The sequence below is a fragment of the Helicobacter heilmannii genome (assembly GCF_001283065.1).
In the GTDB taxonomy this organism is placed as follows: Bacteria; Campylobacterota; Campylobacteria; order Campylobacterales; family Helicobacteraceae; genus Helicobacter; species Helicobacter heilmannii.
Genome location: NZ_CDMK01000003.1, coordinates 102,892 through 127,039 on the forward strand (window position 1 = coordinate 102,892; position 24,148 = coordinate 127,039).

General features: G+C 49.2%; 28 protein-coding genes. 5 read left to right on the plus strand and 23 right to left on the minus strand.

Translation table 11 applies throughout. From position 1 onward, the window contains the following. On the minus strand, positions 1–430 hold a 430-nt coding region (locus AOG36_RS06995; protein WP_370696101.1), incomplete at its 3' end, for an outer membrane family protein. A gap of 52 nt (positions 431–482) precedes the next feature. Continuing rightward, the gene (locus AOG36_RS07000; RefSeq protein ID WP_015107275.1) at positions 483–1,880 is read right to left on the minus strand and encodes an outer membrane family protein; all 1,398 of its coding nucleotides are present in this window, start codon (positions 1,878–1,880) and stop codon (positions 483–485) included. On the opposite strand from AOG36_RS07000, the gene AOG36_RS07005 reads away from it, so the two are divergent. After that, on the plus strand, positions 1,865–2,278 hold the full coding sequence (locus tag AOG36_RS07005) for a hypothetical protein (protein WP_129593211.1): 414 nt from the start codon (positions 1,865–1,867) through the stop codon (positions 2,276–2,278). The two genes, AOG36_RS07000 and AOG36_RS07005, sit on opposite strands and share 16 nt — an antisense overlap. A 49-nt stretch (positions 2,279–2,327) precedes the next feature. On the opposite strand, the gene AOG36_RS07010 is transcribed toward AOG36_RS07005, so the two are convergent. Genes AOG36_RS07010 through AOG36_RS07055 form a run of 10 tightly spaced genes read right to left on the minus strand, consistent with a single transcriptional unit; the run spans position 2,328 to position 10,624 of the window. Then, positions 2,328–2,537 (minus strand): hypothetical protein, encoded by a 210-nt coding sequence (locus AOG36_RS07010; protein ID WP_053825776.1) that lies wholly within the window; start codon positions 2,535–2,537, stop codon positions 2,328–2,330. A 45-nt stretch (positions 2,538–2,582) separates the two neighbouring features. After that, a complete protein-coding gene (gene mnmA / locus AOG36_RS07015) occupies positions 2,583–3,620 on the minus strand; it encodes a tRNA 2-thiouridine(34) synthase MnmA (protein WP_015107278.1) in 1,038 nt (345 codons plus the stop codon). Further along, a complete protein-coding gene (locus AOG36_RS07020; protein ID WP_238374890.1) occupies positions 3,620–4,303 on the minus strand; it encodes a MotE family protein in 684 nt (227 codons plus the stop codon). The genes mnmA and AOG36_RS07020 overlap by 1 nt, the downstream gene beginning before the upstream one ends. Next, positions 4,296–4,730 (minus strand): flagellar FliJ family protein, encoded by a 435-nt coding sequence (locus AOG36_RS07025; RefSeq protein WP_015107281.1) that lies wholly within the window; start codon positions 4,728–4,730, stop codon positions 4,296–4,298. The genes AOG36_RS07020 and AOG36_RS07025 overlap by 8 nt, the downstream gene beginning before the upstream one ends. After that, on the minus strand, positions 4,727–5,932 hold the full coding sequence (locus AOG36_RS07030) for an adenylosuccinate synthase (RefSeq protein ID WP_015107282.1): 1,206 nt from the start codon (positions 5,930–5,932) through the stop codon (positions 4,727–4,729). Before AOG36_RS07030 ends, AOG36_RS07025 begins: the two co-directional genes overlap by 4 nt. 11 nt (positions 5,933–5,943) lie before the next feature. Beyond that, the gene (locus AOG36_RS07035) at positions 5,944–6,879 is read right to left on the minus strand and encodes a ribose-phosphate pyrophosphokinase (protein ID WP_053825777.1); all 936 of its coding nucleotides are present in this window, start codon (positions 6,877–6,879) and stop codon (positions 5,944–5,946) included. Next, on the minus strand, positions 6,880–7,374 hold the full coding sequence (locus AOG36_RS07040) for an HIT family protein (protein WP_015107285.1): 495 nt from the start codon (positions 7,372–7,374) through the stop codon (positions 6,880–6,882). Positions 7,375–7,383: 9 nt separating this feature from the next. Then, entirely contained in the window at positions 7,384–8,850 is a 1,467-nt protein-coding gene (locus AOG36_RS07045) for a Mur ligase family protein (RefSeq protein ID WP_082344347.1), read from the minus strand. Then, entirely contained in the window at positions 8,844–9,581 is a 738-nt protein-coding gene (gene estV, locus AOG36_RS07050; RefSeq protein ID WP_015107287.1) for an EstV family lipase, read from the minus strand. The genes AOG36_RS07045 and estV overlap by 7 nt, the downstream gene beginning before the upstream one ends. Then, on the minus strand, positions 9,581–10,624 hold the full coding sequence (locus AOG36_RS07055) for a D-alanine--D-alanine ligase (RefSeq protein WP_015107288.1): 1,044 nt from the start codon (positions 10,622–10,624) through the stop codon (positions 9,581–9,583). Before AOG36_RS07055 ends, estV begins: the two co-directional genes overlap by 1 nt. A gap of 230 nt (positions 10,625–10,854) precedes the next feature. Between AOG36_RS07055 and prmC the strand changes: the two genes are divergently transcribed. After that, complete coding sequence (gene prmC, locus AOG36_RS07060) at positions 10,855–11,682, plus strand: peptide chain release factor N(5)-glutamine methyltransferase (RefSeq protein WP_173380418.1); 828 nt, start codon at positions 10,855–10,857, stop codon at positions 11,680–11,682. On the opposite strand, the gene nspC is transcribed toward prmC, so the two are convergent. The 10 genes from nspC to AOG36_RS07110 are packed head-to-tail and all read right to left on the minus strand — an operon-like array spanning position 11,679 to position 20,118. Continuing rightward, positions 11,679–12,878 (minus strand): carboxynorspermidine decarboxylase, encoded by a 1,200-nt coding sequence (gene nspC / locus AOG36_RS07065; RefSeq protein ID WP_015107291.1) that lies wholly within the window; start codon positions 12,876–12,878, stop codon positions 11,679–11,681. The genes prmC and nspC overlap by 4 nt on opposite strands. Then, complete coding sequence (locus tag AOG36_RS07070) at positions 12,878–13,849, minus strand: chemotaxis protein (RefSeq protein WP_015107292.1); 972 nt, start codon at positions 13,847–13,849, stop codon at positions 12,878–12,880. The genes nspC and AOG36_RS07070 overlap by 1 nt, the downstream gene beginning before the upstream one ends. Positions 13,850–13,889: 40 nt before the next feature. Beyond that, positions 13,890–14,990: a redox-regulated ATPase YchF gene (gene ychF / locus AOG36_RS07075; protein ID WP_015107293.1), complete on the minus strand. Its 1,101-nt coding sequence runs from the start codon at positions 14,988–14,990 to the stop codon at positions 13,890–13,892. Continuing rightward, a complete protein-coding gene (locus AOG36_RS07080) occupies positions 14,991–16,433 on the minus strand; it encodes a leucyl aminopeptidase (protein ID WP_015107294.1) in 1,443 nt (480 codons plus the stop codon). A gap of 16 nt (positions 16,434–16,449) precedes the next feature. Beyond that, a complete protein-coding gene (locus AOG36_RS07085) occupies positions 16,450–17,049 on the minus strand; it encodes a DedA family protein (RefSeq protein WP_015107295.1) in 600 nt (199 codons plus the stop codon). A 3-nt stretch (positions 17,050–17,052) separates the two neighbouring features. Further along, positions 17,053–17,601 carry an adenine phosphoribosyltransferase gene (gene apt, locus AOG36_RS07090; protein WP_015107296.1) on the minus strand — a complete coding sequence of 183 codons (549 nt, stop codon included), beginning with the start codon at positions 17,599–17,601 and terminating at the stop codon, positions 17,053–17,055. Between the two features lie 6 nt (positions 17,602–17,607). Further along, entirely contained in the window at positions 17,608–17,940 is a 333-nt protein-coding gene (locus AOG36_RS07095) for a hypothetical protein (protein WP_015107297.1), read from the minus strand. After that, positions 17,934–18,368, minus strand: coding sequence for a ribose 5-phosphate isomerase B (gene rpiB, locus AOG36_RS07100; protein ID WP_015107298.1), 435 nt, complete (start codon positions 18,366–18,368; stop codon positions 17,934–17,936). Before rpiB ends, AOG36_RS07095 begins: the two co-directional genes overlap by 7 nt. Further along, positions 18,369–19,250, minus strand: a complete 882-nt coding sequence (gene lepB, locus AOG36_RS07105) for a signal peptidase I (protein WP_015107299.1) — start codon at positions 19,248–19,250, stop codon at positions 18,369–18,371. It lies immediately after the preceding gene. Positions 19,251–19,269: 19 nt separating this feature from the next. Beyond that, positions 19,270–20,118, minus strand: a complete 849-nt coding sequence (locus tag AOG36_RS07110; protein WP_053825778.1) for a bifunctional 5,10-methylenetetrahydrofolate dehydrogenase/5,10-methenyltetrahydrofolate cyclohydrolase — start codon at positions 20,116–20,118, stop codon at positions 19,270–19,272. A gap of 60 nt (positions 20,119–20,178) precedes the next feature. On the opposite strand from AOG36_RS07110, the gene AOG36_RS07115 reads away from it, so the two are divergent. After that, a complete protein-coding gene (locus AOG36_RS07115; RefSeq protein WP_238374891.1) occupies positions 20,179–20,547 on the plus strand; it encodes a c-type cytochrome in 369 nt (122 codons plus the stop codon). Here the strand turns inward: AOG36_RS07115 and thiC are convergent. Then, positions 20,544–21,878 carry a phosphomethylpyrimidine synthase ThiC gene (gene thiC / locus AOG36_RS07120; RefSeq protein WP_015107301.1) on the minus strand — a complete coding sequence of 445 codons (1,335 nt, stop codon included), beginning with the start codon at positions 21,876–21,878 and terminating at the stop codon, positions 20,544–20,546. The two genes, AOG36_RS07115 and thiC, sit on opposite strands and share 4 nt — an antisense overlap. A 175-nt stretch (positions 21,879–22,053) precedes the next feature. On the opposite strand from thiC, the gene ispF reads away from it, so the two are divergent. Next, entirely contained in the window at positions 22,054–23,235 is a 1,182-nt protein-coding gene (ispF, locus tag AOG36_RS07125; protein WP_015107302.1) for a 2-C-methyl-D-erythritol 2,4-cyclodiphosphate synthase, read from the plus strand. Then, positions 23,228–24,145, plus strand: coding sequence for a response regulator transcription factor (locus tag AOG36_RS07130; protein ID WP_015107303.1), 918 nt, complete (start codon positions 23,228–23,230; stop codon positions 24,143–24,145). Before ispF ends, AOG36_RS07130 begins: the two co-directional genes overlap by 8 nt. Positions 24,146–24,148 lie beyond the last annotated feature (3 nt).

A 24,148-nucleotide genomic window follows, 5' to 3' on the forward strand; every position in this document is an offset into this window, starting at 1 on the left:
CGTTGTACAAAATGTAATTTTTAGCATGCGACTCGTCTTCTGCACGCACATGCCGCCAAGGGGCGTTCATCAAATAACCCTCCCAGCGCCCCATGTAATACCAGTTGGCCGGCGCATACGCCCCGTTTTGATCCTTTAGCCCCTTAGTCGAGTCGTAAGCCAGCCCGCCGATCTCGCCCCCAAGCCCCACTTCTAGTTTTTGATTCTCCACAGATTTTGGCAATAAATTGGCATTCACTTCTAATGCCCCGATGGTCGTAACATAGCTGCCCGTGGGGTAAAGTCCTTTGTCTGTATTGATGGGAGCATTGTTAAAACCGATGCGCGAGAACGAGCCCACCCGCCCTGAGATTTTGTAATCAAAAGCACTGAGTTGTGCCACCAAAGAGGGGAGAAAAAAAGTAAACAAGGCCAGGACTTTTTGTGTCAAACAAAGCCCCCTTTTGAGATTGTGTAAAAATTGTATTATATAATAAATGCCCTTAAAAATCGTAGCTCATAGAAGTCATCACATAGCTGCGATCCTGGGTGTTGGCTTTAAATTTGGGGTTGTAGCCGGCTGAAAAATAACCCACCTTATAGCCTTGGTGCATCGTCACATCAAAACCGTTGATCTTAAACAGTAAATGGATGTGTGGGCTGGGCTTGTACTCTAGGGTGAGCATTAAACTTTTAGAGTCGGCTCTGGGCGAGTGGGTGAATTTGCCTAGAAGTTGCCATGAAAAGTTTTGCCATCTAAAGCCCACATAGGCAAAACCCGTTACAGAATTGGCGTTGTATAGATTGGAGTAGGCATTTTCATAGGGGGTGTTGTCCTTCGTATCAAAGGGGATGGGCGAGCCACTCCAGCCAATGCACGCGCTCGCGTTGCCAAAGTTCTTATACACCCCCCAGCCAAAATTGTAATGGTTGTCGATGTCAAAGTGCTGGTAAAGCAAAAAGCTCGCCGTGTTACGCCCCACGAGCGCGCCCCTAAAATAGCGGTGCGCCATGTAGGTGCTATAAAGAGGAAACCACGCATAAAGGTGGGTGTGTATCTTCCAATTGACATAGGCAAAATCAAAGTCAAATTGAAACCCAGGGGCGGTGTAGAGCTTGGGGTAAAACCATACAAAGGGCATGAGGGTTAGGTGTTTATGCTTGTAAATGAAGCTCAAGGCGTGCAAGCCATAGTCGATATGTTGGCCACTGGGGAATTGGTAACTGATGGGGGCGTAAAAGTCGCGGATAAACTGCAGATTCGAACGGGCCCGCCCATAGGAGCTAAACCACTGCAAGCTCCAAGTGCCAAAGTGCAAGAAAAGTTGTATGCCTTGGTTGTAGCCGCTCAAAAACAAGGCACGGCTGCGGTAACGCCCAATCTTAAAACCAAAATGGTCCTTGTAGCTATAACCCAAATACAAGGTGTGCAGCACAAAATCGCGCACGCGCATAGCAGTCTCATAGCGCGAGTCTTTCCATGGCGCGTCCATAAAGTAGCCTAGCCAGCGCCCCATGTAATACCAGTTGGCGGGCAAAAAGCCCTTTTCTTGTCCGCTTGTGTCTGTGAGTGTGCGCGTGGAGTCGTAAGCTAATGCCCCTAGCTCTGCGCCTATGGCGGCTTTGAGTTGGTGATCGCTCACGGATTTAGGCAAGAGATGGACACTCAACTTTAAAGAAGCCACTAAAGTTACATAGCTGCCTGTGGGGTAAATGCCCTTAAGCGTGTTGATGGGGCTGTTGTTAAAACCGATGCGCGCAAACGAGCCTAGCGTGCCTGAGAGTTTATAATCTAGGGCGTGGGCCATACAAAAAGCCCCACACAACACAAGCTCCAAAAGCCGTTTCAAAACCGCACCATTTTCACAAAAACCTAAGATTTGCCATGCTAGAATGCGCATGGTTTATCTTAACACAAAGGAGTTCTTATGGGGTCGTTAAGCCATTGATTTTCTTGGCTTTTTTAAGCCGTTTGGGTGCATATGTAGAAGTGGGGTATGCCGAGGGCAGGCAGGCACCCTCGCACTCCACGAATTTAACCATATTGAGTATAAAAACATTGGCAAAAGCCAAAAAGCGGCAAAAGCTCTTGGAAAAACGGGCGGTGCAAGAAGCCCTTGAAGCGACCGAGCAGGTCCTCAAGCGTTTGGCTAATTATAGGGACTTGGATATCCGCTCAGGGCAGTACGATGAGTTTGTGAACAAGTGCCAAAAACATATCAACATCTACTTTCCTATCAGCAACGCCTCTACAGAGCTACAGAGCGATTATCATGTTAGATTCCATTGGCGCTTTTAACGCGCTTAGGTGTGTAGCTTGCTCTTTGGAGAGGGGCTCTTTGAGCCTTCTACAACGCCCCTGCAAAGCAGTGTCCGTGGCGTGCCCCGTCTTTACGCCCGGTGTTGTGTCTTTGGTGCTGATCAAATAAAGAAAACAGCGCACGCACGCCAAAGCCACCCAGGTTAAATCCAGCGCAACAAGCAGGATTTAGAGCATTTGGAGTGCTCTTTGAGCCAGTACATAGGGCAACAAACAACTTGATGGGCACTAAAAGCATGGTGTCCTCATAAGTTTTTTATGGACACAGCTTCCACGGGCAATTTTAAGCACTCTTAGTGATGATCCCTCCGCCAAGCACACAGTCGTCTTGATAGACCACGAGGGCTTGGCCTAGGGCGACTCCATAGACGGGCGACTCAAACGCCGCCTTAATGGTGCCGCCTTCTAGGTGTATCTTGGCCTTGGTGGGCGTGCTTCTATAGCGCACCTTCACCAAATACTCTCCCTCTTTAAAATTTTCAGGCAAGGATTTATTTTGCGCTTCTATGTTTAGCACCGCTAAATCTTGCTTTTGCCCCACAATGATTTCATTTTTGCTAGCGTCAATGCCCACCACGAAGTGCGGGGTGTGCGCGCCCTTCACGCTAAAGCCCTTGCGCTTGCCAATGGTGTAGTGCATGTAGCCCTTATGCGTGCCCACCACCTGTCCGCTTAAATCCCTAACCAGCCCCTCACGATCCACATCGATATGCTCTTTAAGCGTGTCAATGTAGGACTTTTCCACAAAACAAATTTCTTGCGACTCTTTATAACTCTTTAGGTCCCCCAAAAAAGGCATGGCCGCTAGGGCTTTGGGCTTGATTTCGCTTTTGAGTAAATCGCCTAGGGGGAAGAGCAGCGCGTCGATCGCTCTTTGGGGCAGGGCGTATAAAAAATAGCTCTGATCCTTGCTTAAATCCGCCGCCTCTCTAATCCTTAGCACCCCCTGCACTTCTTGCAAGCGGGCGTAATGCCCCGTGGCGATCTTCTCACAGCCTTTACTTAGGGCAAAGTCTAGCCCCAGCCCAAATTTCATCAAGGGGTTACACAGCGCGCAGGGGTTCGGGGTTTGCCCTTTTTTGTAGGTGTCTATGAAGGCTTGGTACACCTTTTCTTTAAATGCCTCCTTTAAATCCACCACCTCAAAGGGGATTTGTAGAAACTTAGCCACCGCTTCGCAGTTTTTAATGTAGTGGGTGTGCTTCTCCTCCTTGTCATGCAATTTTAAATACACCCCCAAGAGATCATATCCGGCTTGTTGCAACAAATACGCGCTAAACGAGCTATCCACCCCTCCACTCATCAAAACAGCGATCTTCATCATTCATCCTCATCTTTGGGTTTGGGAGGCGGGGGGGGCGGGGGCGGGGCTTTAAAGGGAGGTCCCTTTTGCAGCATTTCGGTTAAACTCGCCGCCTTGGCCGGGTCCATTTTGGCTAAGATTTTGCCCATGTCTTTTGCCTCTAATTTAGATAAAATCGTGGCGGCCTGATTGATGGGCATGTCCTGCAAAATCGGCGCGGCTTTGGAGTCCTTCATTTTGGCGTAGGTCGTGGCGACTTTAGAGCTGCTGCCCTCCTTGATTTCTTTTAAGAGTTGTTCGTTTTGCGCGATGAGCTTTTTAAGCTCCTTTTCTTTTTGCGTCTGCAAGTCCTTAAACGCCTTCTCTTTGGCCTCAAATTCTTTTAAATGGGCATCTAGGTCCTTCTCCCTTTTGGCGACTTTGGCATTGCGCTGATCCAGCAGGCTTTGGGTCTGCTCTTGCAAATTCTGCAGGGTGAGCGCGCGCTCTTGCAAGAGTTGTAGTTGGTTGTTGATCTCGGCTTTTCTGGATTCAAAAATCGCGTTGCATTGCAAGAATTGCTGTGAAGCGTGGTTAGCCCCCTTGGGGATTTCTAGACTGGGAAAGGAGTTGGCGGGGGGGGTTTGGCCGCTTTGTGGGGCGGGGGGCGCATCCGCTAAGAGCATTCCCACACACACCGCATAAAGAGTAAGGCTACGCACGGCGCGCCTTTTGTTGCCGATAAAAGACCTCAGCCCCGATCGAATCCATTTGTTTTGCCTCCTCTTTCTCCAGCTTTTGTGCCCTTTTTTTGAGCTCTAGGGTGTATAAATACTGCAACTTCTCATATTCTATACACACATTTTTATAAAGTTCTCTTAAATGAGTGTCTATGCTCTTTAGCTCGCTGATTTCTAACCCCACTTGGTCGATGGCATATAGATAGTTCTTTTTTAAGCTATTGCACTGGATGAAGGCGGCCATGTTGGCCGTAGTGGGCACGCTTAGGGTGTTGAGCTCAGCCACCAAGCCCTGTTGCTCCTCTTGTTTGGCGTGGATTTTGGCAAGGTTGGCGGCAATGTCGGCCTCACAGCGTTGCATGGCCTGTTTTTTCACCTGTACTAGGGCTTTAAAGGTTTTTAAATTCATGGCAGCAACACCATGTTTTCTCTTTGTGGGCTGGTGGAGACGGCACCAATTTTCACCCCAATAAGCTCTTGCAACGCTAAGATATATTCCTGTGCCTCTTTAGGCAGGGCGTTAAACTCGCCCACCCCTGCGCTGTGCCCCCACCCCTTAAAGCACTTGTAAATGGGTTTTGCCCCCTCTAAACTAGGGCTAGAATTCTCATAACCCACGCCCACTAAAATTTCCTCCAAGCCATCCAAGACATCGAGCTTCATCAAAGCAAGTTCACTGCACCCATTGAGGCGGCAAGCGTATTTGACCGCCACCGCGTCAAAATACCCGCACCGCCTAGCTCTGTTTGTAGTGGTGCCATACTCATGCCCCTTTTCTCTTAAATACGCCCCCACCTGCCCTAAATCCTCGGTGGGAAAGGGCCCTAGCCCCACGCGCGTGCAATACGCCTTAGCCACGCCAATGATTTTATCAATGTCTTTCACGCTAAGCCCGCTCCCACTGCACGCCCCCGCTGCTATGGTGGTCGAGCTGGTTACAAAGGGGTAAGTGCCAAAATCCACATCCAGCATGCTCCCCTGCGCGCCCTCTAGTAAAATCTTTTTGTTTTGATCTATGGCCTCCCATAAAAGCGCGGTGGTGTCAGTGGTGTAGGGCAATACTTTGGGGGCGTAGGTGTTTAAATAATCCTCAAGGGCTTTGAGCGTGGGTAAATCGGGGGTATGTGCGTGTGCACTTAAGTGGTGCGCGAGTTTGTCTTTTAAGAGTTTGGGCTCTCTTAAATCCCCCACCCTAAGCCCTACGCGCCCGATCTTGTCTTGATAAGCCGGGCCAATGCCCTTCTTGGTCGTGCCGATCGCGCCCCTGCCATTCTCAGTGCGCATATCTTGCATGGGGTGGTGGGGCAAGATCAAATGCGCCCGATCGCTCACAAACAAGCGCCCCTTTAAATCCCCAAAGGGTTTCATTTCCTTGAGCAAAGCATCCAAAGCCACCACCACGCCATTGCCGATCACATTTTTACACTGCGGGTAAAGCACGCCAGAGGGGATCAAGTGCAGGGCGTGGGTTTTCCCATCCGCCACGATCGTGTGCCCCGCGTTGTGCCCGCCTTGAAAGCGCACCACAAAATCATAATTGGGGGCCAGCCTGTCGACTAACTTGCCCTTACCCTCATCGCCCCATTGCACCCCCACGACTACATCAGCCATACCAAACTCCTTTAGACAAAGAGCGAATGCACGCTCTCGTTGTGGTAAATCCTGCGGATCACTTCAGCAAATAGGGGGGCGACACTCAGCACCGTGATTTTGGCGTGCTTGCCCTTGTGTGGGATCGAGTTGCTCACCACCACTTCATCTAGCGCGCTCTCTTGAATGCGCTTGATGGCATTGCCGCTTAAGACTGCATGCGTGCCGATCGCCATCACCGAGTGCGCCCCTCTAGCCTTTAACATCTCCGCGGCTTTGCAAATGGTTCCGGCCGTGTCGATCATGTCATCGATCAAGATCACATCCCGTTTATCCACATCCCCAATGATGTTCATCACCTCCGCTTCATTCGCCCGCTCGCGGCGTTTATCCACAATGACTAAATCCAGCCCCATTTGGCTGGCAAAATACCGTGCCCTCGACACCCCACCAATATCCGGGCTTGCCACAATGGGGTTTTTAAACGCCCGCGACAAAATATAATCTCTAAACACAATCGAGCCGTAAAGATTATCCACGGGGATATTAAAAAAGCCTTGGATTTGTCCGGCGTGTAGGTCCATGGTGATGATGCGATCGATTTGCACGGTCTGCATTAAATCCGCCACAAGTTTCGCGCTGATAGGCACCCTAGGCGCGGCCTTGCGATCCTGTCTGGCGTAGCCAAAGTAGGGGATCACGGCGGTGATCGAGCTGGCACTGCTGCGCTTGAGCGCATCCACCATGATCAACAGCTCCATTAAATTATCATTCACCGGGGTGCAAGTGGGCTGGACAATACACACATCGCGCCCCCGCACCGACTCGCTGATTTGCACATTGATCTCCCCATCGCTAAAATGCCCCAAGATCGCCTTAGACAAGCCCACATTTAGATGTCTAGCCACTTCCTTGCTAAAACTCGGGTGCGCGCTCCCGCTAAAGATTTTAAAACTGCGCGTTTTCATTCAAACTCCTGTAAAATAATCCGCCACTTTGGTTTTCAGCGTGGTGTAAATCTGCTCAAAATCCACCCCATAAATGCGGGTTTGCCCGATGGCGGTCATGAAATTCGTGTCTTTCTTAAAACGGGGGACTAAATGCCCGTGCAAATGCGGCGCGATGCCCGCCCCCCCAGCGTCCTTGATGTTAAAGCCCAAATTCACGCCCTGTGCCCCAAAGGCATACAAGAGCTGCACCCCCTCATACAGCCGTTTTTGTAAGTGTAACCATAACTCTAGCCCCAAGCCTTCAGGGCTGTCTTGGTGGATATGCGGGATCACCATGAAATGCCCGGGGGTGTAGGGGTAGCGGTTCATCACCCCAAAGCATAAAGAATCTCTAAAGAGCACATGGTTTTTAAAGTCGTCCTTGGGGTTTTGACTAATGGCGCAAAAGACGCATTCAGGTGCATCATCGCCCACAAGGTAGGGGCTACGCCACGGGGCGTATAGATGGTCCATCACACCTCCTTAAATGTAGTTTGGGGCATCGTTGGCAAATAAAATCAGGTCCTTGGCAAAGGTGATGGTTTGCAACACCTGCTCGAGTTGGTTTTTGTCTTGTAAGAACACCTTTTGGGGGCGGCTTAAGTGCTGGGTGAAAAGATCGGCGTTGAGCTCGCCTGTCACCACCACGATGTCAAACACCTCTTCAATGGCCTTAGCTAGCGTGATGTTGGACTCCTCATCGCTCTCTACAAGCCCTGGGGTTACAATCACTTTGCGCCCGGGATAAAGGCTGGCTAAGCGCACGCTCTCTAGCATGCCTTTTAAATTGCCATTAAAGCCGTCATCAATGATGAATTTATCATTGACATGCATGGGGTGCAGGCGGTGGGGCACGGGTTTGAGTTTAGACACGAGCCGCTGGAGTTGCTCGATGGCAAGTTCGAAGTAACGCCCCACCAGCACCGCTAAGGCGATGTTATCCACATTGAACGCCCCGAGGATTTTAGTTTCAAAAGGCACCCACACATTGTCTAAAAAGAGCTCAAAGCGAGTCCCCTCTAAATTGGCAACCACGGCGCGCACCTGCCCGGGGTAGGGCTGGATTCGATTTTCAATCCCACTATAAAAAGGCTCTAGGGGGTTGTTTTCGTGGCAAAAGGCGCGGATGAGGCGGGAGGATTGCAGAATCTCGGCCTTGGTTTGGGTGATGTTGTCGATGTTTTTAAAATACTCAATGTGTTGGTTGCCGATCTCGGTGATGATGGCGTAGTGGTGGGCTAAGAGTTTAGAAATCACCTTGATGTCGCCCTTTTGGCGCGCCCCGGCTTCAGCGATGTAGAGCGTGGTGCTCTCCTCTAGATTGTTGTTGATGTCTTGGCTTAGGCCTAGCAGCGTGTTGACACTGCCTAGTGAGCTGTGGATTTTATAGCGGCTTTGCAACATTTGGTCAAGGTAGTTTTTCACACTGGTTTTGCCAAAACTGCCTGTGATGGCGATGATCTGTAAATCCTTCATGCGCCTTAATTTGTCCTTGGCAAGGCGGACATAGCCCTTAGAGATCAGATTCTCCATGGCTTTATAGGCGATATGCACGAGTACGATCAGCAAGAGATACAGCCCAAAAAAGCTTTGGTTGTAGGCGTGCGCCAAAAGCGCATCCGTGGATAAAAAGAGCAGCAAGAGCGCAAAAAAACGCACCACGCGGGGGGTAAAGACAAGAGGCTTGTCTAGGCGGCCACGCCAAATGAGCAGGGTGGGCAGCTGCACCACCCCCACAAAGACCATAAACACCAAGTCCCACCCTTTAAGCTGTGTTGCGATAAAAACGGCTAGGGGCAAAAAGGCGTGCAACAAGTGCCAACGCCGTTTATGGTGCTTGGTGAGCACTCTAGAAAAGCTGTAGTTATACCACTGTAACAGTGTGACGAGATAGTAATTTAAGCCCAAAATAAAGCTCCAAAGGGCCATCCATTTTAAAGTGTCTAGCATACTTCACCCCACTCTTTTAAACATTGCAAAAATTCCCCCTCCACTTGCGCCCCCTGCCTGAGGAAAAAGTAATGATCCCCCTTAAGCACCACAAAGCGATTAGCCGACACTAAAGAGGCGATTTGCTGCCCAGCTGCTAGGGGCGTGGCCATGTCCTCTTGCCCCCATACAATGAGGGTTTTTTTCGTGCAGGCTTGAAACTTGGGGATGAAATCCTCTTGCACCGTGTATTTGAAGGTTTCATACATAGCGGGATTGAGGTTGTCTGCATCCTTGCTTTTAAGCAGACTCAGTGCCTTTTTAAGCCCGATGGATTTTAAGGCTTTGGCAAATTTAATTTTCAAGCGGGTGTGAAAAGGTTTTGGCATTAAAATCCCCGCACTGCTAAGAAGGATGAGATACAGGCTCTCGCACAGCAGGGCAACCTTGCCCCCAAAGCTATGCCCCATGGCGGTGTCGATCTCTACTTGCAGGGATTGGAAAAACACATCTATGATCTTGGCGTAATCTAGGGGGGTTAAAAAGGTGGCATTGGGGCTTTTGCCAAAGCCGGGCAAGTCTAGATAGAAGTGGTTAAAGGTTTGAAAATAGGGTTTAAAAGCTATTTGCATGAGCTCTTTGGAACTGCCCCAGCCATGCAAGATGAGAAGGTTTCTAGGGGCTTTGTGGTCGCAAAAATCGTAGGCAATTTCAAAATCTACCCCCTTGTAAGAGATGGTGCGTTTGGCCATTACTTGGCTTTTTGGATTCGGTTGATGTAGTTATAAGTGATGGGGATGGGGGTGGGTTTAGGCAGTTGTACACGCTCCAGGATATGAGCGAAGTCTTCAAAGAGGTAGTGCGCGAGGCTGCCTGGAATCGGGTTGATCTCGTTTAAATAGACTTCGTTGCCGATCACAAAGAAGTCACAACGGATGATTGCCCCCACAAATAACGGGTCGTAAAGGGCTTGAAACACAGCGTGCATTTTTTCCTCTAAAACGGGGCTAAGTTCAGCCCTTGCCACCTTAGCGGTGCGTCCAAAATCCAAATACTTTTCCTCAAAGCTCAAAAACGCCTTTTTTTGAGGCTCTTCGATGGTGGAGAAAACAAACACGCTTTCTCCCTTCTCTTGGATTTTGCACCCGGCCAGGTTGTACTCCTTCACCCCCTCTTTAAAGGGCTCGATCAGCACCTCGCTGTCAAATTCAAACACTTCATCCAGCAAGAAGGCAACTTCGCGCTCCTCTTTAATCACCCCGATGCCAAGAGAGCTGCCCAGGCGGTTGGGCTTGACAATGAGCGGGTAGTCCATGGACTTTAGATTGTGTTCGTTGTGGTTGTTTAAAAACACATAGGGCAGGGTGTTGATACCTTTTTCTTTGGCGAGCATTTTAGTGAAGTGTTTGTTAAAACTAAGCACACTTGCCTCCACCCTAGGGCCGATGAACTTCACGCTAAAGAAGTCCAGCAAAGAAGCGAGTTTGCCATCCTCGCCATCCGCCCCGTGGATGAGGTTAATGAGCGTGTTGAAGGCAACTTTCTTAGAACCTAATAAACCTTGCGTGTAAAAGCCATGCATTTTTAAGGTGATCTCGGGGCATTTTTTATATTGCCCTCTAGAAAAGAATGGCGCGCGCATGTCCTTGGGTTCGATCAAATAGAATTTATGCGCCCCATCCAAAAAGATAAAAGCCTTGATGGATGCGCCCAGCACTTCCTTAAGCGCGATTGCGCTCACAATGCTGATCTCATGCTCAAAACTTTGACCGCCAAACAATAGCCCATAATCCACTTGAATCATCCTTGCAACAACGACCTAGAAAAGCCCCATTATACCCAAATCTCATAAAAATAAGCCCCTTACATGAGATATAAGGTTGTTTAGGGTAGAATGGGAGGCTAAAATTTAAGATAGGTTGCTAGGGTGTTTTTCAATCAGAATCAAGCCTCTTTTGCGCTTTGGTGGAGTTGGGGGTGTGTGTGCCTCCTCTAGACAACGCCAACGAAACAAGGCTCATGAACATCAATATTTCAAAAGCCCTCCATGAAGCCAAGAAGGTACTCAAAGACAAAGGTGTGCGCAACACTCTAGAATCCGAGTTGCTCTTAGCCCATGTGTTGGGTGTAGATCGGGTGTATTTACACATCCATGCCCAAGAAGAGTTAGACCCCTTTGCCTTCGAGCATTTCATGCATATGGTGAAAACCCGCGCCAAGGGCAAACCCATTGAGTACATTACCCACGAAGTGAGCTTTTATGGGCGGATCTTTTTTGTGGATGAAAGAGTACTTATCCCACGGCCTGAAACCGAGATTTTGGTAAGCCAAGCCTCAAAGATCATCCAAGACTATGGCATTAGAAGCGTGGTGGAGGTGGGGATCGGCAGCGGGGCGATTTCTGTGAGTTTAGCCATGGCGCACCCTAAAATCTCCATTCTAGCCACAGATATTTCTATGGATGCCCTAGAAGTGGCGGGCATGAACATCAGCACCTTTAATTTGCAAGAGCGCATTGAGTTGTTTCAAACCTCTTTGCTCGAGGGTGTGGACATCAAAGCCCGCACCTTGGTGGTGAGCAACCCCCCTTATGTCCCCCTAGATTACCCTCTTGATGACTCCGTGCGCTACGAGCCTGAGATTGCGCTCTATGGGGGCGAGCATGGCGATGAGATTTTAAAAATCTTGATTGATGAAGCGGCCAACAAACGGGTGAAGTATCTAGCCTGTGAGATGGGCTACAACCACAAGGCTTCGCTAAGCGAGCATTTGGGTCTACAAAAATACCACCCCAGCTTTTACACAGACTATGCCGGACTGGATCGGGGCTTTATCGCCATCAGGCAAGTCTAGTTGCGCTCTTTATAATCCGCATATCCAAAACGCTTCAACAGCTTAAAACTCTCCCCATCTAATAGCCCTAAAGAGGGCAGGGCGATGCCATTAAAGGTGTTGTTTTTCACAATGGTGTAGTGCAACATGTCCTCAAATAAGAGTTTATCCCCCGCTTGCAATGGGCTTTTAAAGTGATAAGGTCCGATAAAATCGCCTGCCAAACAACTAGATCCCCCCAGCATCACGCCCCCCTGTGGATCGATCTGTGCCCTTTCTATCCCATCAGTGCTTAGATGCAAGACCTGCGGGGTGTAGGGCATTTCTAGGCAGTCTGGCATGTGATTGGCCACGCTGATGTCCAAAATGGCGATGTCCTTGTCATTATGTACAATGTCCAACACACTAGCAAGCAGAAAGCCCGTTTGCCAGCCGACAGCCTCCCCGGGCTCCAAAAAAATATCTTGGATGTGTGGGTATTTGACCCTAAAATCGTGGATGGTGCTTTTAAGTACCTCCAACTGGTAGCCCTCTTTGCTGATGTGTTGCCCGCCACCAAAGTTCATCCACTCTATTTGTTCAATCGCTACGCCAAAGTGCTTTTCTACATGCCTTAGGGTTTCTTGCAGGGCGGGCGCGTCTTGTTCGCAATGCGTGTGGAAATGCAGGCCACTAATGCCCTCTAACCCGTGCTGCTTTGCCCCCTCTTTAAAGGCGACAGGTGTGATCCCTAGACGGCTGTAGGGTGCGCAGGGGTTGTAGATGGCAGGGCTCGCCTCACTATACAGAGGATTGATTCTAAGACCCATTTTAATGGGGGATAGTCCGAGTTTGTCGAGTTTTTGGTTTTTGAGTAGGATGGTGCTTTTATAGCGTTGGTATTGGGTGAAAGAATTAAAAATGATATGCGTGGCGATGGGCAAAATTTGTTGCATGTCGCTCTCTTTATACCCGGGGCTAAAGACGCAAATTTCCTTGCCGCTCTCCCTTGAGCCAAATTCCTCATAAGCGAGCACCGCCTCATACACCCCACTCGCACAACACCCCCACAAGCTCGCCCGCACCCACTCAAAGCAACGCCAAAAAGCAAAGCCCTTCAGGGCAAGTAAAATTTTCACTTGTGCCTCTTGTTGCACCCGCTCCAAGAGGGCTAAATTCGCCTTGAGCTTGTTTAAATCCAAAACATAGCAAGGCGAGGGGATGGCGTTGTAGTCCATTAGGCGGGCCTCACATGCATGAACTGTTTGACAATACGCTCCACATCTAGGGGGTTGGACTTGGAGATGAAGTCATCGGCATGTAAAGAGCGTGCCATTTCCTCGTTACTGCTCCCGCTCATGGAAGAATTCACCACAATGGGGATATTGATGGTGCGCTGGTCTAATTTCACCCTTCTAATCACCTCAAACCCGCTCGCCTCGGGCATTTCTAAGTCGGTGATGATGAGCCCCACTTCCTCAACAGGGGTTTCTTGACTAAAAAGATAGTCTAAAAGCTGCTTGCCATTGATGAAGTCTAAATGCTTGATGCCCAGCTTATCCAAAATCGCTCGCATGGTTTTTAAGACACTGGGCGAGTCATCCGCCAAAAGCACAATTTTATCGCTGTAAAGTTGGCTGAGTTGATCTAATTCTTCATGGCTTTCTTGCTCAATCCAAGGGAAGACATCCACCAACATTTTTTCAATATCCACCACCTGCACCAACCGCCCATCAAAGTAGCGGGTGCGGCTGACTAATTTAGAATTGCCCGTGTTGCCTCCCACGCCCGCACTCTGCTCGATCTCCGTCCATTTTTTGTTAAGAATGCGGTCCGCCTCATAGATACGCACCCCAATCGTCCAGCGCGAAAACTCGCAAATCATCACGATCTCATCGCCATTTTCCGTCTTTTCAATGCGGTAAGGGCGCAAATCCCGCTGTTTGTTCGCGCTGTCGTAGTAAAACCACTTTTTCATGTCAATCAAGGGGATCGTAAACTCCCTGATGATGATGAGCCCCTCTACCAAAGAATTGGGCTCGTGGCTGATGATGGTCAAGCTCCCATTGTACTTCACCACCTCGCGGATTTTAAAGACATTGACGGCGTATAAATCCTTGTTCTTGCCTAAGCGGAAACAAAGCAATTGCAACTCATTATTTTTATGCAGGCTCGTAACTTGGTCAATGTGGGCTAAATTATTAGACATCCTCTTCCTTTAGCTTGCAAATGTCCTAATTATAGCACAGCTAAACATTGAATCTAAAGTGCATCACATCGCCGTCTTTCACAATGTAATCCTTGCCCTCCACACGCAGCGCTCCCTTGGCTTTTGCCCCCGCTTCGCCCCCATAGGCGATGAAATCCTCATAAGCGATCGTTTCGGCTTTGATAAAGCCCTTTTCAAAGTCCTTGTGGATCACCCCGGCCGCTATAGGCGCGCTAGAGCCCTTAACAATCGTCCAAGCCCTCACTTCTTTGATGCCGGCGGTAAAATAACTCATCAAGCCCAAAGCCTTAAAGCCTAGTTGAATGATTTTATCAAGTCCGCTAGATTCTACACCCAAACTCTGCAAAAACTCCAACGACTCACTTTCCTCCATGCCCACCAACTCCTCCTCTAACTTGGCGCATAAAGCCACAAAGCCCGCTTGCCTCTTTTGTGCCAACTCCTGCACCTTCAAGGCGTGGGGGTTGAGCCCGTTTAAACATGCCTCATCCACATTTGCCACAAAAATGACTTTCTTTGCACTCAAAAAGCGCAGTTCTTGATTTAGGGCAAGAAATACGGGGTGCTCTCTGCCTTCAAAACTGCTGGCAGGTTTGAGCTCGTTTAAATGAGCCAAAAGGGCGTTGGCAACTTCTAGGCTGGCTTGGGCTTCTTTGCTGGTTTTGGCAAGTTTGGCAAGCTTTTCTAGGCGTTTTTGTAGGGTTTGTATGTCGGCTAAAATCAATTCCACTTCAATGGTTTCAATGTCGCTTAAAGGATTGACCTCTCCGCTCACATGCGTGATGTCATCGTCCTCAAAACAGCGCACCACATGTAAAATCACCGCGCACTCTTTCACATGGGCTAAAAACTGATTGCCCAAGCCCTCGCCCGCACTCGCCCCCTTGATGAGCCCCGCAATGTCCACAAACTCCACACTAGAGTGTTGGATTCTCTCAGGTTTGACAATGTCTGCCAAAACCTTTAAGCGGGCATCGGGGACATCCACGATGGCTTTATTCGGGTCAATGGTGCAAAAGGGGTAGTTGGCACTCTGAGCGTTAGCACTCTTGGTGAGCGCATTAAATAAGCTAGACTTACCCACATTGGGCAAGCCCACAATACCAATAGAGAGCCCCATTTAGGCCAAAATATCCAAGACAAACTGCACGCACATGCGCACGCCCGCTCCACTCGCCCCCGCCACATTGACATCCCATTCTTTTTCAATGTAAGCAGGCCCAGCAATGTCAATGTGCAACCATTTATCCTTATAGGCTTCGCGGATAAACTCGTTTAAGAAAAGCCCCGCTGTAACCGCCCCCCCATAGCGCACGGGAGTGATATTGGCAATGTCTGCCATTTTGGAGTCCAAGAGTTTGCGTAAATGGCGGTTAAAGGGCAGTTTTGCTACGAGCTCTCCACTTTTAAGCGCGGACTCTTCAAATTGGGTTTTGAGCACCTCATTATTGCCCATGATCCCGCTGCTGTAAGAGCCCAGTCCCACCACACAAGCGCCCGTGAGTGTGGCAAAATCCACAATCAAATCGGGCTCTAGATCCTGGGCGAAACTCAAGCAATCAGCCAGCACCAAACGCCCCTCAGCATCTGTGTTGCGCACCTCAATGCTCTTGCCCTCTTTGGAGATTAAAATGTCATCGGGGCGGTAAGAGTTGCCCGAAATCATGTTTTCTGCTAGGCCCATCACAGCGTGGATTTCTGCCTCTGCATGCAAGTGGGCTAGGGCGTTGATCGTGGCAAGCACCGCACACGCCCCGCCTTTATCGGCTTTCATGGTGAGCATAAACTCAGCGGTTTTAATGCTAAGCCCACCACAATCATAGGTCAAGCCCTTACCCACCAACACGATTTTTTTCTTGGCATTTTTGGGCTTATAGACCAAATGCACGAGTTGTGGGGGGTTGGCAGAAGCTGCATTCACGGCTAAATAAGCGTTCATGCCCTTCTCTTTGAGATAATCCTCCCCATGGATAAAGCACTCTAGCCCGTTCTTTTCGGCTAAGTCTTTGGCTTTGTGGGCGACATAGGGCGCGCTGGCGACATTGGGAGGGGTATTCACCAAATCGCGCGCGAGATTCACATGCTCGACCACAATTTTAGACTTGTCTAGGATTTTTTGCAGGGTTTTTAAATGCTGCTCGCCACCTAGGGCGACAATGACTTCTTGCAAATGGACTTTACTTTTCTTTTCTTTGTAGGTTTCAAACTCATACATGCCAAATTGCAAGCCGGTGAAAATCGCCTCCATCGTTTCCTCTAGGGCGTGTTTATGCACGCTGTGCTTGGCGGTGTAGAGCCCGATTTTCGCGCTTTTCACGCATTTTTTGAGCGCGCGCACGGCGTTAAAGGCCGCCTCTCTAAATAAATGCACATCGCTTTTGGCCACGCCCACATATAAAGCCTCATTTTTTTGATCCCAAAACACGCCCTCGCCCTCATAGTTGTGGGTTTGTAACAAATGCGGGTCTAGAGCTTGGCTCAAATCCTTTTCAATGAGAAAAATGATCGCGATATCCGCCTTAGCCGCCTCAAAAGAAACCTTCTCAAGCTTGAGTTTCAACATCTGCATCCTTTCTATACTATTGGATTTTTTGGATTTTTTTATCCATTTTTTTGGTGTGGGTCTGAAAATACCACACGACAAACCCCAAAAACACCAACAATATTAGTATAAATACATAAGGATAACGCTTAATCAACTCCAATAAATCGAAGAGTTGCGCGCCAAAATACCACGCCAACAAAATAGTGATCGAAGCCCACACAAAGGCACTTAAAAGATTGATCGTGGCGAATTTAAACGCGTTGTAGCGGGTAAGGCCTATGCTGATAGGGATGATCGTGCGCATGCCATACATGTAGCGTTGGATAAAGATCACAAACCAGCCATATTTTTGTAGGAGCAAGTGCGCGAGGGCGAGTTTGCGGCGTTGTTTCTCTAGCTTCTTGTTTAAATAGGTCTTGCTGGTGCGCCCAATGTAAAAATACATTTGATCCCCGCTAAAGCCCCCAAGAGCCGCCACGCTGATCGCTAAAAAGACATTCATGTGCCCCGCATAGCAGGCCATGCCGGCTAAAATCAAGCCGATCTCGCCCTCCAAAATACTCCAAAAAAACAAAATCACATAGCCCCAGTTGGCGGCGTAATTGTTCCACAGTTCTAAAATATAGGCTTCCATGCCCTAGGAGTCGTACTCCAACACGCTAAAGGCACTCACTTTTTGAGCAACCTTCTCCAAGCCCCCCAACTCATTTAACGAGATCAAAAAGCACGCCTCCACACAGTGCGCCTGCAACTTCTCCAAGAGCTCTAAGCTCGCTAAAGCCGTGCCCCCCGTGGCAATCAAATCATCGATCAACACGACATGCGCATCGTTGAGTTCTCTAAAGGCATCGGAGTGGATTTCTATGATGTCCGTGCCATACTCCAGCTCGTAGGATGCACTTAAAGTTTGGTAGGGCAATTTGCCCTGTTTTCTAATGGGTACAAAACCCGCTTGCAGGGCGTAGGCTAAGGCCGCTCCCAAAATAAACCCGCGCGCCTCGATCCCCACGACAAAATCAATGTTGAGTAGTTTATAACGCTCCCGTAAAGCGTCTATGAGTGCGCTAAAGAGCATGGGGTGGTTGATTAAAGTGGTGATGTCTCTAAAGAGCACCCCGGGTTTGGGGTGGTTTTGCACCTCCCTTATGGCTTCCTTTAATTGGGCTTTTAATTTTCGGCTAAACATAATTCCTCACAATAAGGCTTCGATTTTCTGTTCTAATTCGCGGATACGGGCTTTGTATTTGTCGGTTTCTAGGCGGTATTGGGCGTTGCGCTGTTTTAAAACCTTAACTTCATCTTTTAGGGCATTCATTTCATGGGTTAAAATGTCAATGTTGCCCAAAGAGCGCTGGAGCTGCAATTGGTGCTTTTGGATCAACACCTCCGCCTCTTGCAAAGTGAGTTTCATGGACGCAGAATACTTTTCCTGTCTTTTGGCCACCGAGCGGTAAAAGAAGGTCCGCACCGCCATGTAGGCCACGAACAACACCATTAAGGTAATGACCATCCACTGCGCTAACACTGGGGAGCCTCAATTTTTTCTAAACGGCGAGTGTGTCGCCCGCCCTCAAACCCAGTGTTTAAAAAAACCTTCACCATATCCAAAGCCACCCCAAAGCCCACGACATTTTGCCCTAGACATAAAACATTGGCGTTGTTGTGCAGCCGCGCCATTTTTGCCATGTAGGCATTGGCACACAACGCGGCTCTAATGCCCTTAAAGCGATTGGCGCTAATGCTCATGCCAATCCCGCTCCCACACACCAACACCCCCAAAGTGCTGGGCTTGTTTAGCAGAGCCTGCACCACCAAATGGGCGTAATCGGGGTAATCCACCCGCTCGCCTGTTTTTGGTTGATACACCTCTAAATCATGGCTGTTTTTGAGCTGCTCCTCTAAAAAGGCGCACAAGTTTAAGCCCGCATGGTCGCACCCCAAGATCACATGCATTTAGTCCTCCTGTGTGGGCAAATGGTGTCTCTCCCTCATCTGTGCCTCTAGTCCCTGTACGCTTTTAAACATCCGTTGCCAGCGCACAGTGAATTTATCCCTGGGTTTTTCGCCCGCCTCTATACTGTTAGACAAATTTAAACTAAAGTAAATGAACCACGGCGTGCCCACAATGTGGCTATAGGGCACACTCCCCCAAAAGCGCGAGTCACTACTGTCATCGCGGTTATCGCCAATCATAAAGTAATGATCGGGCGCGATTTTAGAATAAAACGCGTTTTCGCCATCTAGGTCTATGAGCTCCATGCCCACGCCCATTTGGCTTTGCAATTGATGGCTGGCAAGGGCGAGCATGATGGGGTAGGTTTGGTTGTGTTTGCTGTAAAAAATGCCTAAATGCTTGTCCTCATAGGGCGCAAAGACAAAGTCTTTGCCCAAGAATTGTTGCACTTTATGCTTAGCAAAGTGCTTAGAAATGTAATTAGGATCGGTGTCGCTCTCTTTAGGGTGCAAGTAAAAGCCATCTTGTTTAAAAATAACCTCATCGCCCCCGGTGGCAAAGAGCCGCTTAACATAGTAGCCCTTGTTGGTGGGCGGGATAAAGACCACCACCTCACCCCTTTGCGGGCGTTTGCCCTCGATTAAATGCCCGTTATGCTTAAAGTCGGGAAAGAGCGGAATGTCTATCCAAGGCAGGCGTGGAATGGGAATGCCATAGCTAAACTTCTTCACAAAGAGCATGTCGCCCTCATAAAGAGTGCCAACCATGGAGCGCGAGGGGATAATGAAGGCTTGCGCCACAAAAAAAATCGCCAACAGCACTAAAATGATTGTCCCCGTCCAGCTCATCACAAAACGGCGCAACGCTTGAAAGAAACCCATAAAACCCCTTAGTTAAAATTTAAGCACAGCCCTTAGCGGCGTACAGAGTGTTCTGCAATAAACAAACGATCGTCATCGGCCCCACACCTTTTGGCACAGGGGTGATAAAACTCACCTTGCCTTCAAGCCCTTCAAAGTCCGCATCGCCCACGACCTTGCCCCCCACTTTACTAATGCCAATATCCACCACCACAGCCCCCTCTTTGACCATGTCAGCTTTTAATAATTTGGGTTGCCCCACCCCCACGCAGACAATGTCCGCGTTTTTGGTGTAGAAACCCACATCTCTAGTCAAAATGTGGCATAAACTGATCGTCGCCCCCGCATTTAACATCAAAGATGCTAAAGGCTTACCTATGATATTGCTCGCCCCCACAATCGCCACATTCTTGCCCCTCACATCAATTTCATAATGCTCTAAAAGCTGCATCACCCCCATCGCCGTGGCGGGTAAAAACCCCGTGTATAGGCTGTTAGAATACACCCGCCCCACATTCAAGGGGTGGAAGCCATCCACATCCTTATGTGGGGCGATCGCCTCGATCACCCGCCTCGTGTCTATGTGTTTGGGTAGGGGCAGCTGGACTAAAATCCCATGCACGCTTACATCGCGGTTATAGCCATCCAGTAATTCCAACAACTCTGCTTGGGAGGTTTGCCCAGACAAGCTTTTAAGCACACAATCCATCCCCACTCTAGCGCAGGCTCTAGCTTTCATGTTGACATACAGCACGCTCGCATTGTCTGTGCCGAGCAACACCACCACAAGTTTAGGGCAAATTTGCCGGGTTTCTTGCAGAGTCTGCACCTCTTGGCGCAAAACCTCTTCTTTTAAGCGTGCCAGCGCGTAGCCATCTAATAAAACCATCGCCCAACTTACTTTGAATTTTTTACGCTATTATAATCAAAAATTATTGAAAGAAACGGCTTGCTTAAACAAAGTGTGCTTTTAATCGGTATTTTGCTTGTGGGTCTCTTTGGTGCAGACAAGCCCAAAGACGGCAGTTTCATCACCATTTTAGAGTATGGCAAGGAACTTTATAAAAACCCTAGAAACATCAGTTGCGTGAAGTGCCACGGGATTGGCGGGCGGGGGCAAGTCATCACTCGCTACACCACCGCCACCAACCAAGAGCGCATTTTTAAAGCCCCCCCCATCAACAACTTCGCCAATGTTACAGACTTTACCAACGCCCTCGATCGGGCTAAATCCATCATGCCCCGCTACAACCTCACCCCAGATGAGATCAAAGCCATTTACTACTACCTGCGCTCCACTAAGGACAAGCAGCCCTAAGCCCCTTTATAGTTTTTAAAAATGTCTTGGCTCACCTTATAGCTACAGAACTTAGGCCCGCACATGGAGCAAAACTCTGCCTCTTTAAAGACCTCTTGGGGCAGGGCTTCATCGTGGTATTCTCGCGCCCTGTCGGGATCAAGGGCGAGTTCAAATTGTTTGTTCCACTCAAAGGCATACCGTGCATCGCTCATCAAGTCATCGCGCACCCGTGCATTGACACGCCCCCTAGCAATGTCAGCCGCATGCGCGGCGATTTTATAGGCGAGTATCCCCTCTCTTACATCTTTAGCATTAGGCAAGCCCAAATGCTCTTTAGGCGTAACATAACAGAGCATCGCCACGCCCTTATAAGCCGCCAAGCACGCTCCGATCGCACTGGCGATGTGGTCGTAGCCAGCCGCGATGTCTGTCACCAAGGGCCCTAGCACATAAAAGGGGGCATCGTTACACAATTCTTTTTGCAATTTGACATTGCGCTCGATTTGATTCAAGGGCACATGCCCGGGGCCTTCAATCATCACCTGCACATCTTTTTCATAGGCTCTCTTAGCCAGCTCACCAAGCACCTTTAATTCGGCAAATTGCGCGGTGTCGCTGGCATCAGCCAAACACCCGGGACGCAACGAATCGCCCAAACTCAAAGACACATCATACTCTTGGCAAATCGCCAAAATGTCATCAAAAGCTTCGTAAAAGGGGTTTTGTTTGTGATAGTGCATCATCCAAGAGGCCATCAAACTCCCCCCACGGCTCACAATCCCCATTTTACGGCGGCTCACAAAGGGCATATGCTCGAGCAAAAACCCGCAGTGGATGGTGAAGTAACTCACGCCTTGTTTGGCTTGTTTTTCGAGCACGGCTAGCATCGTGTCTATGTCTAGTTTCATCACATCGTTGTTCACATCGTGCAGGATTTGGTACATGGGCACGGTGCCAATGGGCACGCTGGAGGTAGCAATGATTTCTTGACGGATCGCATCCAAATCCCCGCCCGTGGATAAATCCATCACTGTATCCGCCCCATATTTAATGGCAATCTGCAACTTTTCCACTTCCCCTTGGGCGGAGTGGATGATCGCCGAACTGCCGATATTGGCGTTGATTTTGGTCTTAAGCGCAATGCCTATTCCCATAGGCTCTAAATTCCTATGCCGGATATTGGCAGGGATAATCAAGCGCCCTTTGGCGACTTCTTTACGCACCAATTCGGGACTTAATTCCTCCACATTGGCAACATAGTGCATTTCTTCGGTGATGATCCCCTTTTTAGCGTAGTGTAGTTGGGTTTTAATGCGCTGGGTGCGCTTGTCTAGGTAATCTCGTGGCATGCTGCTCCTTATTCTTGGTTTATCAAAAACACCACACTAACACAAGCGTGTAAATGTAGGCTTAAAAACGCGCCCTAACACCCCTTTAAGCTAGAAAATACTAAAATCCATTTCTATTTTCCATGGTCTAGCTTAGAGTCAGTTGGTGGGGGTGAAATTCACCTAAAGGGTCTGTTTGCAACCACGCCAAGATCTTTCGCTCATTTTAGCTGCCGCAGGGACAAGCAGCCGCTTTAATCCCCATTTACCCGATTTTCCACACATTAAAAAACAATTTTGGCGTTTAAACGGCGTGCCTCTAGTGCAAAAGGTCTATGAAGATTTTAACCATTTAGGGCTATTTGCGCAGATTTTTATCTTGGTGTCTAACCGCTTAGAACGAGTTTATTTAGAACAGCTTTTATGCGGCATCAATTTAAGCATTTTGGTGGGCGGGGCCAGCCGCCAAGAGTCGGTGCAAATCGCCCTAGAGCGCGTGCAAACCCCCCTGGTGATGGTGAGCGACATTGCCCGCTACCAAATAGACTTTAGAGTGCTAGAGCGGCTCTTAGAGCGCATGCAAGGCGGACTAGATTGTGTCGCCCCGGCGATCAGCTCTACGGACACGATGGTCTATTACAACCCCACCGCCATCCCCCCCTATCAAGCCCTAGATCGCAAGCGGGCTTTAAGGGTACAAACCCCCCAAATTTGCCGTACTTCTGTGCTAAAGCAAGCCTACAAGGCGGGGGAATTTACCGATGAAAGCAGTGCCATTTTAGGCATCGGCGCGCATGTGGCCTACATTGAGGGCAGCCCCACATTAGACAAGCTCACCTACGCCCACGACCTGCCCCCCCACAGCACCCGCACCACGACCCACACCGGGCTAGGCTTTGATGTGCATGGCTTTGAAGTGGGTCGGGTGATGAAGCTGGGAGGGATTGTGATCGATCCTAGCGATTGTGTAGATTGCGGGTTTAAGGCGCACAGCGATGGGGATGTGCTCTTGCACGCGCTCATAGACGCGCTCTTGGGGGCCATTGGCGGCGGCGACATAGGGCTGTATTACAGCGACAAAGACCCTAGTTTCAAAAATAAGGATTCGGCACAAATGTTACAAGAAATTTACCAACTCGCACAGAGTGTGGGGCATTTTGTAGAAAGGATAGACATGACTCTTTTTGCCGACATGCCTAAAATTGCCCCTTATAGGGCATTGATTAAGCGAAATTTGGCAGAATTGCTAGACATGAAAGTAGCAAACATTAACCTAAAAGCCACCACCTTTGAGGGGCTGGGCTTTGTGGGTAGAAAGGAAGGCGTGGGCGTGCAAGTCTTGGTGCAAAGCCGCGCTCTATGGGTTACCCATGAATAAAGTTGGCAGTGTTTTAATCATTGAGGATGAGGTGCATTTGGCCCAAAGCATTCACTCCGCTCTAAGCAGTGCGGGCTATCAATGCCAAAGTGCCACGAGCATCTTCCATCACTTCAAAGAGGATTACGATGTGATCTTGCTCTCGTCTAAGGCGTGCGTGGATCGGTGCGAGCTCTTTGTGCGCAAGAACGCCGGGGCGATCATCATCATCATGTCCTCTTTTGTGAGCGAGGATGGAGTCAACCGCCCCCTAAAAGCGGGGGCCAAAGACTACATTCTAAAGCCCTTTAAAATGGAGGAGCTCTTAAGAAAAATCACCTACCACCGCTCTTACCAAAAGGCGATCGAACGGGCAAGTATGTATGAAAAATATCTAGATTTTAGCACCCAAAACTGCGAGGTGGATGTGCGCGCTGATCACAGCTTCCCCTTGATCTTACAAAGCCATGCACAGATTGGAGCGGACATGTTCGTCTTGAATTACGCCCGCTTGCACGGCTTTTACTTGGAGTTTTTCTCCTTAAAAAACCTAGAGGATCTGCCAAAGCAGCCCAAGTGTTCTAAACACTCCGAGCGCTCTTGCATCGCCTACTTCACGCATTTGGAAGTGCTGAGTTTAAAGGAGAGAGAGAGGTTTTTAAGCACTCTTGAAACCCACAACGCCATTGTGAGCTTTGTGGGGCAAGAGAGTTTAGACTACGCGAATTTGCTCTCTTTAGAGAGCAGCCAACCCGCCTTGTCCTTCAATTTGCTCTCCATCCAAGACTACGAGAAAAGTGCCATCCAGCAATTCAGTGCGTCTTACACCGACACCGAGCTTGCTAAGCGCCTAGGCATCAGCCGCAAGTCCCTTTGGGAAAAACGCCGCCGCTACAACCTGCCTAGAAAACCGCCCCAATTAGAGGCTTAAGTT